Raw genomic sequence first — 13,245 nt, forward strand, 5'->3', positions numbered from 1 at the left:
CCGCGTCGTGCGTGCTGAGTGCTGAGTGCTGGGTGCTGGGGGCGGACAGCGGAGTCCCCTCCCGCCGCCCGGTCGAGGGGCGAGGGGAGGGGACGGGATCCGCTACTGGTCGTAGGCGTTCTGCCAGATCTCGGCGTAGCGATCGGCGCCGAGGCTCGTCAGGGCGTCGAGGTAGGACTGCCAGTCGGCGTCGCTCCCGGGGTCGCGGACCCCGGTGACGAACTCGGCGGTCGCCGTGGCGACGCTGCTCTCGACGTTGGCGGTGAGGGTGGAGAGCTCGCTCGCGTCCTCCGAGGGGACCCAGATGTTCCAGTAGGGGAACATCGCGTCGGACTCCTTGCCGGCGTACTGGTCGGTCGCCTCGAACAGGCGGCGCTCGAAGCCCGCCTCGGTGTAGATGTCGAGAGGCTGGACCTGGCTGGCGCGGAACTCGGCCGTGTCGAACACCTGGGCCATCGGGCCCCAGTTGCCGTTGTAGTCGGCCTCGTTCGACTCGTCCATCTTGGTGTCGACGAGGGACGGCTCGAGGCTCTGGTCGAGCGCGATCTCGCCCTCCTCGGGCGCGCGCCAGCCGATGCCCTCCTCGCCGAATTCACCGCGGACGTGACCCTCGGGCGAGAACAGGTAGTCCATCATCTCGACGATGACCTTCTGCTCCACCTCGTCGGCCGCCTTGGTCACGACGAAGGTCGCGCCGGGGACGCTCGGGAGCAGGAAGGTGGCGTTCTGGCCGCCGGGGCCCGTCAGCGGCGGGAGCAGGTCGTACTGCGTGTCGCGCCCGTCCTCCTGGCCGATGGTCACCGCGAAGCCGGGGTGGATGGCGGTGAAGCCGCCGATGAGCACGCCCTGCGCCGCGTTGCCGGTCGCGGTCATCTGGTCGCCGCCCTGCGAGAAGGTGGCGGGGTCGATCAGGCCGGCGTCCCACAGCTTGCGGAGGAACTTCAGGCCGTCGCGCCAGCCGTCCTGCATGGTCTGCAGCTGCACGGTGTCGCCGTCGAGCCCGAGCGAGACGGGCTGGCCGTTCGCGCCGGAGCCGGTGTTGAACGCGTTGTAGACGAAGGCGTTCATGATGTACGGCACCAGCGACTGCTGGGTGCTGCCGGTCAGCGGGATCTCGTCGGCCTGGCCGTTGCCGTTCGGGTCCTGGGTCTTGAAGGCCTGCATCACCGCGAAGAACTCGTCGGGGGTCGTCGGGGCCGCGAGGCCGAGGGTGTCGAGCCAGTCGGTGTTGATCCAGAACTTGTAGGGGTAGGAGCAGTGGTAGCAGTCGTTCCACTGGGGCAGGCCCCAGATCTTCCCGTCCGGCGTCTCGGTGAGCTCCTTGAAGCCCGGCTCCGCCTCGAGGGCGGCCTTGATGTTCGGGCCGTTCTCGTCGATGAGGTCGTCGAGCTGCACGAGCAGCCCCTGGTCGCCGTAGCGCTGCAGCTCGGCGCGGCTGAACTGGGACGCCCACGGCACGAGCATGTAGGCCTCCGGCAGGTCGCCGCCGGCGAGCGAGATCTGCCGCGCCTCCGTCGCCTCGGACGCGCCGTACGAGGTCGTCTCGAACTGGATGTCGACGTCGAACTCGTCCTCCAGCACCTTGGTGAAGGAGTTGGTGTTCAGGTCGATCTGAGCGCCCTGCTCGCCGAAGATCCGGATGACCTTGCGGTCCGCCTCCGGGCTCTCGCCGGTGCAGCCGGTGAGCCCGATGATCGCGGTGGTGAGGACGGCGCCGACGAGGAGGTGCTTACTCCGCGCGGCGCCTTTGCCGTGCTGTGTGCGAGAGAACAAGGTGTTTCCTTCCATGGGTGAGGACGCCGCGTGGGGATGCGCGCGACGGAGGGAGGAGCCGGCCCCGCGGGGCCGGCTCCGGGGGTGGGAGCGGGTCAGCCCTTGACGGCGCCGAGCATGATGCCCTTGTTGAAGTACCGCGCGACGAAGGGGTAGAGGACCATCACCGGGACCGTCGAGATGACGATCAGCGAGTACTTGAGGAGATCGGCGAGCTGCTGGCGCTCGATCTGCGCGGCCGCGTCCATGCCCGGAGTCGCCTGATTGAGGATCAGGACGTTCCGCAGCACCAGCTGCAGCGGATAGAGACTCGGATCGCGGAGATAGAGCAGCGCGTCGAAGTAGGAGTTCCACTGGTAGATCGCGTACATCAGCGCGACCACCGCGAGCAGCGGCTTCGAGAGCGGGAGCACGATCGTCCAGAGGAAGCGCAGGTCGCTCGCGCCGTCCAGCTGCGCGGCCTCGTAGAGCTCGTCCGGGATGGAGGAGCGGAAGAAGACGACCGCGATGATCACCTGCCAGACGCCGACGGCCTGGGGGAGGATGAGCGCCCAGCGCGTGTCGAGCAGGCCCAGCTGCTGCACCACCAGGTAGGTGGGGATGATGCCGCCGGCGAAGAGCATCGTGAAGATCACGCCGAGGGTGATCCCGCCGCGGCCCCAGAAGTCCTTCCGCGAGAGCGGGTAGGCGATCGCGACCGTCAGCACGAGGCTGACGAAGGTGCCGGCGGCCGTGTAGAAGAGCGAGTTGGCGAAGCCGGCGAGGATCGTCGAGTCGCCGAGTGCGCGCTCGTAGCCCTCGAGGGTGAAGTCGATCGGCCAGAAGCTCACTCGACCCGATGAGACGGCCAGCGGCGAGCTGAACGAGCTGGCGAGGATGTACAGCAGCGGCAGGAGCACCGCCAGCAGGAACGTCGTGAGCAGGACGTAGACGGCGATCATGAAGACGCGGTCGACCAGCGGGTCCTTGATGCGTGTGGTGCGCTGGCGGCGGCGCGTCGGCTTCGCGGGCTCGCGGCCCTCGGGGGCGGTGGTCGGCGGCGTGTCGAGTGCGGTCACCAGAGCCCCTGTCCCGTGGTCCGCTTCGCGAGCGCGTTGACGCCGAGGAGCAGCACCAGGTTGATCATTCCGTTGAAGAGTCCGATGGCCGCGGCCTGGCTGAAGTCGGCGTTGAGCAGTCCGACCTTGTAGACGTAGGTCGGGATGATCTCGGACTGCGAGAGGTTGAGCGAGTTCTGCAGCAGGAACGCCTTCTCGAACCCGATCGCCATCACGTTGCCGACGCCGAGGATCAGGATCGTGATCGCCGTGGGCATGATGCCGGGGATGTCGACGTGCCAGATCTTCTGCAGCCGGCTCGCGCCGTCGACCCGGGCCGCCTCGTAGAGCGAGGTGTCGATCGACGACAGCGCGGCCATGTAGAGGACGGCGGAGTAGCCGGTCGTCTGCCAGACGTCGCTGAAGACGTAGATGTGCCGGAAGAAGTCCGGATCGCCGAGGAAGTCGATCGCCCCGAGCCCGAAGAAGGAGGTGACCTCGCTGACGGGTCCGAGCTTGGGCGAGAGGAACAGGATGGTCATCGAGATCACGACGACCGTGGAGATGAAATAGGGCGCATAGGTGACCATCTGCACGGTGCGCTGGAAGAAGCGCAGGCGCACCTCGTTGAGAGCGAGCGCGAGCAGGATCGGGAAAGGGAAGCCCGCGAGCACCACATAGGCGGAGAGCAGGAAGGTGTTCTTCAGCAGCGTCCAGAAGATCGGGTTCGAGAAGAACCGCTCGAAGTGCTTCAGGCCCACCCAGGGGCTGCCCCAGACGCCGTCGATGACGTTGTAGTCCTTGAACGCGATGATCGCGTTCGACATCGGCACGTACTTGAAGACGATGAAGTAGAGCAGCGGCGGCAGGATCAGCAGGTAGAGCTGCCAGTGCCGGCGGAAGCTGCGCCGCGCGGCACGGAAGCCGCGGACGTTCGAGCGGCCGCGGATCGTCGCGGATCCGCCGGGGACGGGCTCCTCCGGGCCGGGGGAGCCGGGCACGGTCGCGCCGGGGACGGTCGTCCCCGGGGCACCGGTCAGCGGCATCACCATGCCGTGCCGACCGGTGTCGGGAGAAGGGGCGGACGGGTCGCCGTGCAGGCGCCGCGTGCCCCGTGTCGGGTGGTCATGGTCGAGACATCCAATCGCCGGTGATGAGGAATGAGAACGACACTAAGCACCGGGACAAACGGATGTCAATGGAAAAACGAAACGTTTCGCCTACTTCTCCGAATATCGGGGAGAAGGCCGTGATTTGCGCAAGTGCGACCTTCGGCGACTGATTCGCTTTGCGCAAGAACGACCTGGGATCACAGGTGGTCTTTGCGAAAGATCACGGAGGGATAAGCGGACCTGGCTCTGCGCAGAGAAGTACTCGAATGCTCTTTCGCAAAGAGGAGGAAAGGGGCCGCTCGCGTCGGGTCGGTCGGGTCGGTCGACCCGGCCCGACCCGGCCGCAGGACGATCAGGCGGGCGACCGGAGCAGCCCGCCCGGGGAGCGGATCGTCGCCGCGGCGATGGCCATCGCGCGGGTCAGTGCCGCCGCGGGATCGCGCTCACCGGCGACGAGGGCCGCGACCACCGTGGTGAAGACGGCGTCCCCGGCGCCCATGGTGCGCCTCCGCCGGGGCGGAGGAAGTGGGGGAGGGACTCAGGGTGGATTCCGGGGCGCGGGTCAGACCGAGTCGCGCAGGATCGGCGGGCAGCGGACGGTGAGCCGCGGCACGTCGTGATCGCCGGAGCCGCGCACGAGGAGCTCGGCGCCGAGCCTGCCCATCTCGCGGAACGGCAGAGCGATGGTCGTGAGGGACGGGCGGAGGTATCCGGCGATGACCTCGTGATTGTCGAAGCCGACGATGGAGAGGTCCGACGGGATGCCCAGCCCGGCCTCGCGGGCCGCGTCGTACGCGCCCATCGCGATGCGGTCGTTGCCGCAGAAGAGCCCGTCGGGGCGCACCCGGGCGAGCAGTGCCTTCGTGGCGTCGTAGCCCGACGCCGCGTCGGCGCCGCCGGCGACGATCAGCTCGGGGTCGACCGGGACGCCGGCCTCCTCGAGGGCCTGCCGGTAGCCGGCGAGGCGTCCGCGGGCGGCGTCGAGGTGCTCGTCGATCCCGACGAGCGCGATGCGGCGCCGACCCCGGTCGAGCATCAGCCGAGTGGCGGTGTAGCCGCCGTCCTGCTCGTCCGGGACGATCGAGGGATGCGTCCCGGCCTCGTCGTAGCAGTGCACGAGAGCGATGTCGATGTCGTCGAACTCGCTCGGGATCTCGATGGCGCGGTTGTAGGTCGTGGCGATCATCACACCGCCCACGCGGTGCTCGAGCATCATCTCGACCGACTTGCGGTCGGGACGGTCCGGCGTCGGCGTGCCGACGATGATCAGCGACTTGCCGTGCTCCCAGAACCACTCCTGCGCGCCGGCGATCAGCTCGCCCGCGAAGGGCGTCGAGACGATGTCGGTGACGAGGCCGAAGAGGTCGGTGGTGCGCCCGGCGAGGGCGCGCGCGCCGGCGTTCGGGCGGTAGCCGAGCTCCGCGGCCGCGGCCAGGACCCTGGCCTTCGTCTCGCTCGAGACCTGCTTCTCGTCGTTGAAGGCGAACGAGACGGCCGAGCGGGAGACGCCGATGTGGCGCGCCACGTCGCTCATGGTGACTGCTCTCCGTGTCATCCGGCAACCTCCCTGTCGCGCGCCAGAAATCAAGCTAACGCGCGTTAGAACGGGTGTCAACACCCGCGGCGCGACCTGGCGGATCCACGCGGACGGGAGGGGCGCACAGCGGCGCGCCGAGCCCCGCCGTCACTCCGCCGCGGCGCTCCGGTCCTTGCAGAGCGACCAGACGTTGCGGCTCGCCGAGCGCTCGTACTCGAAGGTCGTGACGAGGGCGTGGATGAGGGCGAGGCCCCGCCCGGACTCGGCGAGGACGTCGGGCATCTGCCGCGGGCCGCTGTCGATCCCGGGCGGGTCCGCGGTGTCGACGAGGAGGGCGCGCAGCGACACCTCGTCAATGGTGACGCCGAGCGTGCAGACGATCGCCGTCGCGGAGGAGCCGTGCTGGACGACGTTGCCCGCGAGCTCGACGACGGCGGTCTCGAAGGCGAAGCGGTCCATCGCCTCGACGTCCGGCCGGTCCTCCCACAGCTGAGCGAGCATCGAGTGGACGACCTCCACGGTGTCCGGGGGAGTGCGGAACCGGACGCTGCGCTCAGTCACGGTACGCGTCGCCGGGCGAGTCGAACCGGGCGAGCACGCGATCCAGGTTGGAGAGCTGCAGCACCATCATCACCTGGGCGCTGGGCGCCGCGATCCTGAGGTCGCCGCCGGCCTGGCGGGCGGTCTTCAGGCACGCGACGAGGGCGCCGAGTCCGGAGGAGTCGAGGAAGTCGACGGCGCCGAGGTCGACGACGATGCGGGGACTGCTCTCCTCGATCGCGCGCCGGACCGTCTCGCGCAGCTGCGGGGCGGCGACCATGTTCAGCTTGCCCGACGCGGTCACCACGGCGATGTCCGGGTCGATCTTCTCGGTGGTGAACGTCATGCGTGCTCCTTCTGGGCGGCGGTGGACGGGGCGGCGTCGAAGCCCCGGTAGGCGACGGCGCGGAAGAGGACGCTGAGCACGACCAGGTCGAAGAGCGCCCAGACGATGTTCACGCCGGTGCCGACGAGCTGCGCGCCGTCCACGAGGAGGTGGACCACCCCGACGACGACGGCCACGACCAGCAGGACCATGACGATCAGCTGGACCCGGATCAGACGCCACGGGATCCCCGTCGACTCCTGCCGCGTCTTGGGGGTGACCGCGAAGCCGAGCGGGATGCGCAGCAGCACGTTGTTGATCGCCGTCGAGCAGGCCTCGATCCAGACCGGGAACAGCGCGAGGCTGTACTGCTGCCCCCGCCAGGTCGGCGTCCCCTTCGCCGCCACGAGGAACAGCAGCTGGTTCACGATCATGAACGGGATGAAGCGCACGAAGAAGTCCGCGGCGATCGAGTCGACGGGCAGGATGCCCAGCACCAGGAAGACGATCGGGGCGGCGAAGTAGACGACGGCCGCGTAGCCGCTGAGGTAGCTCCACATCGTCGCGAAGTACATCAGGCGCTGCGGCACGCTCAGCGCGCGCTGCAGCAGCGGGTTCTCGCGCAGGAACACCTGCATCGTGCCCTGCGCCCAGCGCAGCCGCTGGGTGAGCATCGTCCCGACGTCCTCCGGGGCGAGGCCGTCGGCGAGCAGCTCGTGGTGGTAGACGCTCCGCCAGCCCAGGCCGTGCAGGCGCATGCAGGTCGCCATGTCCTCGGTGACCGAGATGGTGGCGAGCGGCATGATCGGCTGGGCCTCGCCGGGGCGGTCGACCGCGATGCTCTGCAGGACGGCCTGGACCGACTCGAGCGCGTTCAGGGGCGAGAGCTCCCGGTCCGCCAGTGTCGAGACGATCGCCTCGATGTCGACGACGGTGTCGGCGGACGCGCCGCCCTGCGCACGGTTCAACGCCCGGATCTCGGCCAGGTCGCTCTCGAGTCCGGCGACGTCCGAGGCGACGAGGGAGTAGCTCGCCGCGTCCACGCGGCGGTGCAGCTCGTAGGTGACGGTCCCGATCGGCCCGCCGGCCGCGATCGAGGTGCGCGCCTCGGCGATCGCGCCCGTCACCTCGTCGAGTGCGGCCCGAACCGCGGGGTCCGCCGCCGCCGGGTGCGAGCGCGCCTTCGCGACGACCCGTGCGGCCGTGCGCAGGGCGCTGCCGATCCTCCGGTCGAGCTCGCGGACGTAGCCGACGATGCCCAGCTGCATGAGCGCCTCCCGGCGCAGGACCGCGTTGGAGCCGCAGAAGAAGGCGGCGTTCCAGCCGTCCTTGCCCTGCTGGATCGGGCCGTAGAACAGCGGCGCCTGGCTGCCGAGCGGATCGCCGGTCGCCACGTTCGAGAAGACCTGCGGGGTCTGCACCAGGGCGACCTTCTCGTCGCGGAAGTAGCCGAGCGTGTGATCGAGGATCTCGGGCCGCGGGATCTGGTCGGCGTCGAGGATCAGGACGAACTCGCCCGTGGTCAGCTCGAGCGCGTTGTTGAGATTGCCGGCCTTGGCGTGCCGGGGGCGGTCCTTCCAGTCGGCGGACCGGGTGATGTAGCCCAGCCCCGCACCCTCGGCCGCCGCGCGCATCTCGGCGCGGTCGCCGTCGTCGAGGACCCAGGTCTCGTGCGGGAACCGGATCGCCTGCGCCGCGAGGGCGGTGGCCATGACCAGCTCGATCGGCTCGTTGTAGGTGGTGATGAAGACGTCCACCGTCGCGTCGGAGGCCGGCGGCGGGGGAGCGGGCCGGCCCTTCGCCCGCCACATCGTCATCCCGAACAGGCAGACGTCGATCAGGCTGTAGGTCTCGGCGACCACCAGGGGCACGGCGATCCACCAGGCGTCCCAGTTCAGCGAGAACAGCCACCGCCAGGCGACGTAGTTCACACCGAGGAGGACCGTGAGCACGACGATCACCCGCAGCAGGAGCATGCGGCCGGGCGAGGTGAGCGTGCTCTCGGTGCCGGCGCCCGTCGACGGACGGCTCATCGCGGCACCACCCGGAAGAGGAAGCGCGTCCTGACCATCAGCCAGAGCAGGGCCAGGACGACGAGGTAGGCGATCGAGTCGACCACGGGGTTCCCTTCGCGCAGGACGGGGATGTTGGCGATGACGAGCACGAAGACGACGTGCATCACGAAGACGTAGAGCGTCGCCTGGCCCAGGGGGACGAAGAACCAGCCGAGCAGGCGGTGGATCGGCTTCCAGAGCACGGTCAGCGCCGCGTAGGCGGTGACGACGACGAGGAGCACGTTGAGCACCCGACCGGGATCCAGCGTCGTGCGCTCGAACGCGGCCGAGTAGACGTCCGAGAAGGTGTTGGCGGGGATCAGGCCGAGGCGCAGGTCGAAGGTGCTGGAGAGGTAGGGGTTGTTCCAGGAGAAGAGCGCGAGGCCCGCGGTCGCCATCACGCAGACCGCCAGCACGATGCGGCCGACGCGGGTCGCGAACCAGGCGACGATCTCGCGCCGGTGGAAGCCCGCGACCACGCCCGTGACGAACAGCGCCTGCCAGGTCAGCAGCGGGAACGAGTCCTCGAACTGCGACGGCAGGACCCGCAGCCGCAGGAAGGCCTGCACGGCGTAGACCGCCCACGACACCAGCAGCACCGGCAGCCAGCGGCCCCGCGAGAGCGCCCAGAGGACCAGCGGCGACAGCGCGAGCATCACGACGTAGAAGCCGAGGACGTTGACCTGCCACGGACCGAGCCGGAGCGCCGCGAGGTCGACGATGATCGACGGGTCGACCGGATAGCGCAGCAGGCTCCCGATGTTCTCGTAGAGGTCGTAGACGCGACCGGTCGCCTCACTGCCGGCTGCACCGGTGCCCTGGTCGATGTAGGTGGTCGCCGGGGTGGACCGCACGACGTCGATCAGGCTGACGAGCCCGACGACGAGGGTGACGACGAGCGCCGTGAGGTAGAGCGTCACCGCCCGGCGACCGGTCCGCAGGGTGACCTCGCCGATCCCGCCGCCGAGCACCTTGGGCCGGTGCACCAGGCCCAGCACGGCCCCGGAGAAGAGCACGAACAGCTCCGCTCCCGAGACCATCCCGATGGCCTCCTGGGTCGCGTTCTGCCAGATCGAGACCAGGGCGATGTGGTTGATCACCACGAACACGATCGCGACGCCGCGCAGGAGATCGATCCGCAGATCGCGGTTCGGCGGGCCGTCGTAGGCGAGCGCGGTGCTGCGGCGCCGCGAGAGACCCCAGGCCGTGGCGCCCGCCGCGACGAGGAGGGTGAGCGCCACGACGATCCAGGCGGCGGTCCCGCCGAGGGTGCCGCCGGTGGCCGGCCCGGCCGACGCCGCCGTGAACGGCGTGTAGACGGGGCCTGAGACGAGGTCGCTCGCCGCGGCGTCGGCGGCGAAGGCGGCGGCGATCTCACCGGATCCGGAGATGCTCCAGTCGATGACGACCTCGCCGACGACGGCGCGGGTCGCGGCCGAGTCCCGCCAGAGCACGGCGTCGAGCAGCGGGTACTCCTCGTCCGAGGCGGCCGCCATGACCTGCCGCCACCACGCCTGCTTGAGGGCGAGCTCCCCGGGACCGCCGGCACCAGGACTGTAGAACGCGGCGGTCTCGAGCAGCATCGGAGTCCCGGTCGCCTCGGCGTACTCGCCGTAGAAGTCGAGGGCGCCGGCGCCGCTCAGGTCGGCGGCGAGCTCGCCGTCGGCGGGCAGCGCGTTGCGCGGGGCGCCGCCTCCGCTCGGGTCGTGGTACGCGGCGAGGCCGACCCAGTCGACGACGTCGTCGCCGGGGTAGTAGGGGGCGTACGGATCGTCGCCCGCGCCGAGGAGCCCGTCGCCGTCGGTGTCGAGCGCGGCCGAGCCGGTCGGAGCCGCCGCGGAGAACGGGTACGACTCGCCGGCCGTCGGCGACCAGACCACCACCGCATCGGGCAGGTCGGCGTGCAGCGTCTGCGCGAAGATCCGGAAGGCGTCGACGTACTCCTCGGGTCGCTGACCCCAGGGCACCCAGGTCGCGTTCATGTCGGGTGCGAAGCGCACGTAGAGCGGCAGGGCCTCGCCGGCGCGGGCGCGCGCGAGGGCGCCGACCGCCTGCTCCGCGTCGGCCCTGTCGAAGTCGGCGAGGTCGCCCTCGGGGCGCAGGGAGACCGCGGCCAGAGCGCCCTCGCCCTCGGCCTGCCGCAGGAACTGGGCGAGGTACGAGGTCTCGGTCTCGCTGATCGGCAGCGCGGCGGAGTGCTCGAGGACGGCGGAGGAGCGTCCCAGCCGGTCCGCCTGGGACGCGGCGCTGTCGACGCTCCAGTCGAGGCTCGCGCCGAAGTACGCACCGGTCGCGGGGGAGAAGACGGAGTCGGCGGTGGCCGGCTCCTCCGCCTCCGCGGCGAGGACCGGCGCGGCGGCGGCTCCGGCGAGCAGTGCCGCCGCGGCGATCGCCGCGAGGACGGCGAGGCGGCGCGGGCGGCGGGTCACGGTCGGCATCGGCACGGAGCGCCTCCCGCCGTCGACTGCTCGTCGGTCATCGTGCCCCCTCCGTGCCCGTGGGAGCCGGTTCGATCCGGCTCCGCCTGGACCCGACCGTAGCGGCACGGGACGCACCCTGGGAACGAACTGACAGCCGCATCAACGGATGACCCACAGACGGGGGTGGTCGCCCTGCGGAGGGCGACCGCATCAACGGATGACCCACAGACGGGGGTGGTCGCCCTGCGGAGGGCGAGGACGGGGCGACCACCGAGCGGGAGGGTCCCGCCGCGCTCAGTCGGCGGAGGCCAGGACGCGCACGTCCCACGGCCCGAGCGCCAGCTCGGCGCCGGCGGCCAGCTCCTCGCCGGAGAGCACATCGGTGGCGGCGGCCGGCAGCGGGTACACCGACGGCTCCCACGACCAGTTGTGCACGAAGCGGACGCGCTCGCCGTGGCGGTTGGTCGCGCTCGTGACCGTCTGCGAGGCCGTGGCGCGGCGCCAGCCGGTCGAGGCGTCTCCGACGGCCCAGGCCATCAGGCTCCGGGCGAACTCGAGGTCGGGCACGGTCCCGACGGTCGTGACCCGCCCCGCGCCGTGCGGCCGCGTCGTCACCGCGGCGAAGCGGCCGTGGTGCGGGTGGTCGTAGCGCACGAGCACCTCGGCGTCGTCGGGCTGCAGGCCGTCCGCCCAGAGGGTCGCCGCAGCGCCGGCCGGCAGCGGGAAGCCCGACTCCGCGAGCACCGGCACGGGGACCGCCAGGTTCGCGAACTCGTCGTAGTGCACGCCCGCGGCCTCGTCGAGGAACGCCGGCTTGCGCTGCAGCCGGGCTCGCGCCTCCTCGTCCTCGTAGCCGGTGCGCACACCGACGATCAGGTGCCCGCCCGCCGCCGCGTACGCCTCCAGCCACTGCAGCTGCGCGTCGTCGGCGATGGTGAACGCCGCCGCGACCAGCACGGGATGCGCGGCCGCGGAGGCGGCCGGCGTCGTCGCGGTCAGCTGCGAGGGGTGGACCGTGCTCGACTGCAGCCCGGCGTCGAAGGCGCCGCGCGCGAAGGCGTCGAACACGGTCTGGAAGGTGCGCGTCGAGGCGACGGGCACGCCGCGGGCGGCGCTCGTGCCCTGGGTCGGATCGCTGAACGACGGGTACTCCTCGAGCGCCCACTTGCTCTCGTTCGAGAACAGGATCGCGACGTCGGAGTCGGGGGTCAGCTCGGTCACCCGGTCGCCGGCGGCAGCGAAGTCGGCGCCCAGGGCGGCGATCTGCTCGTAGACGCGGCCCGGCTCCTGCGAGTGCGGCAGGATCCCGCCCCAGTAGGTCTCGGCGCCGTGGTGGAGGGTGTGCCAGTGCCAGTACTCGATCATCGTCGCGCCGCGCGAGACCAGGGCCCAGGCGGCCTGCCGCCACTGCCCGTCGTAGCCGGGCTCGTTCGACCACGGCATGCCGATCGCCTGCGCGTCGGTCTCGGTCACCAGGAACGGCGCCTGCTTCGATCCGTACATCCGGTCGGCGGTGGCGTACAGCGCCCAGGTTCCCGAGGTCGTCCAGTGCTGGTCGAACGCCCGCGCGTCCGGCAGCTCGAGCCCGTCCTGCATCCGGTAGTAGGGGTTGCCGGCGGCGATGTCGAGGGAGCGCACGAGCTCCTCGTCCTGCACCGTCCGGCGCTCGTAGGAGAGGCAGGTGGTGACGAACTGGTCGTCGCGGCCGGCCCGCGCGGAGATCTCCCGGACCATGTCGGCCTGCCAGCCGATGAAGTCCGTGGTCAGCGAGGCCTGGAAGCGGCGCCAGGCCAGGTCGTACTGCGGCTGCTGATTGGCGTCCGGGGTCCAGAGGTCGGCCCAGGTCGACAGGCGGTGCGACCAGTAGGTCAGCCCCCACTCGTCGTTCAGCGTCTCGACGGTGCCGTAGCGCGCGCGCAGGTGGTCGACGAAGCGCTGGAAGACCTGCCGGTTGTGGAAGATCTCGTTGCCCGGCTCGTTGTCGACCTGGAAGCCGATCACCGCAGGATGCGCGGCGTAGCGCTCGACGATCCTCCGGACGAGGCGCTCGGCGTGGAAGAGGAAGGCCGGGTGGGAGTAGTCGATCTCCTGCCGGGCACCCCAGCCCATCGGCCGACCGCTCGAGCGCTCGACGTTGATCTCGGGGTACAGCCGCGCGAGCCACATCGGCGCCGCGTAGGTCGGCGTGCCGAGCACGACCGCGATCCCGTGCTCGTGCGCGGCGTCGAGCACCGGCTGCAGCCAGTCGAGCTCGAAGACGCCGTTCTCGGGCTCCCAGGTCGACCAGACCGACTCGCCGACGCGGATGACGGTGAAGCCCGCCGCCTTCATCAGCCGGAGGTCCTCGGCGAGGTCGCGGCGGCCCAGCCGGGAGGTCGGCTGGTACTCGTGGTAGTAGGCCGCGCCGAACAGGATGCGGTCGGTGAGGTGCTGCATGGGAGGGCCTT

10 protein-coding genes are annotated in these 13,245 nt (G+C 70.7%); all 10 read right to left on the reverse strand.

The genetic code is table 11. The annotated features are described in order from the left end of the window. Positions 1-102 precede the first annotated feature (102 nt). Positions 103-1,773: an extracellular solute-binding protein gene (locus HRK28_RS16755; RefSeq protein ID WP_173252460.1), complete on the reverse strand. Its 1,671-nt coding sequence runs from the start codon at positions 1,771-1,773 to the stop codon at positions 103-105. A 95-nt stretch (positions 1,774-1,868) separates the two neighbouring features. Then, positions 1,869-2,831 (reverse strand): carbohydrate ABC transporter permease, encoded by a 963-nt coding sequence (locus HRK28_RS20910; protein WP_367948462.1) that lies wholly within the window; start codon positions 2,829-2,831, stop codon positions 1,869-1,871. After that, positions 2,828-3,856, reverse strand: a complete 1,029-nt coding sequence (locus HRK28_RS16765; RefSeq protein WP_173252682.1) for a sugar ABC transporter permease — start codon at positions 3,854-3,856, stop codon at positions 2,828-2,830. The genes HRK28_RS20910 and HRK28_RS16765 overlap by 4 nt, the downstream gene beginning before the upstream one ends. A 418-nt stretch (positions 3,857-4,274) precedes the next feature. Beyond that, the gene (locus tag HRK28_RS16770) at positions 4,275-4,421 is read right to left on the reverse strand and encodes a hypothetical protein (RefSeq protein WP_160089425.1); all 147 of its coding nucleotides are present in this window, start codon (positions 4,419-4,421) and stop codon (positions 4,275-4,277) included. 63 nt (positions 4,422-4,484) lie between these two features. Beyond that, entirely contained in the window at positions 4,485-5,456 is a 972-nt protein-coding gene (locus tag HRK28_RS16775) for a LacI family DNA-binding transcriptional regulator (RefSeq protein WP_217274874.1), read from the reverse strand. 150 nt (positions 5,457-5,606) lie between these two features. Beyond that, positions 5,607-6,020, reverse strand: coding sequence for an ATP-binding protein (locus HRK28_RS16780; protein WP_173252461.1), 414 nt, complete (start codon positions 6,018-6,020; stop codon positions 5,607-5,609). Then, positions 6,013-6,345 carry an STAS domain-containing protein gene (locus HRK28_RS16785; protein WP_160089429.1) on the reverse strand — a complete coding sequence of 111 codons (333 nt, stop codon included), beginning with the start codon at positions 6,343-6,345 and terminating at the stop codon, positions 6,013-6,015. The genes HRK28_RS16780 and HRK28_RS16785 overlap by 8 nt, the downstream gene beginning before the upstream one ends. After that, positions 6,342-8,300: a glycosyltransferase gene (locus HRK28_RS16790; protein WP_244231842.1), complete on the reverse strand. Its 1,959-nt coding sequence runs from the start codon at positions 8,298-8,300 to the stop codon at positions 6,342-6,344. Before HRK28_RS16790 ends, HRK28_RS16785 begins: the two co-directional genes overlap by 4 nt. Before the next feature lie 53 nt (positions 8,301-8,353). After that, entirely contained in the window at positions 8,354-10,816 is a 2,463-nt protein-coding gene (gene opgC, locus HRK28_RS16795; RefSeq protein ID WP_173252462.1) for an OpgC domain-containing protein, read from the reverse strand. Positions 10,817-11,092: 276 nt separating this feature from the next. Then, positions 11,093-13,234 (reverse strand): beta-galactosidase, encoded by a 2,142-nt coding sequence (locus HRK28_RS16800; protein WP_173252463.1) that lies wholly within the window; start codon positions 13,232-13,234, stop codon positions 11,093-11,095. Positions 13,235-13,245: the final 11 nt, after the last annotated feature.

It is taken from the genome of Rathayibacter sp. VKM Ac-2835 (assembly GCF_013266705.1).
GTDB lineage: Bacteria > Actinomycetota > Actinomycetes > Actinomycetales > Microbacteriaceae > Rathayibacter.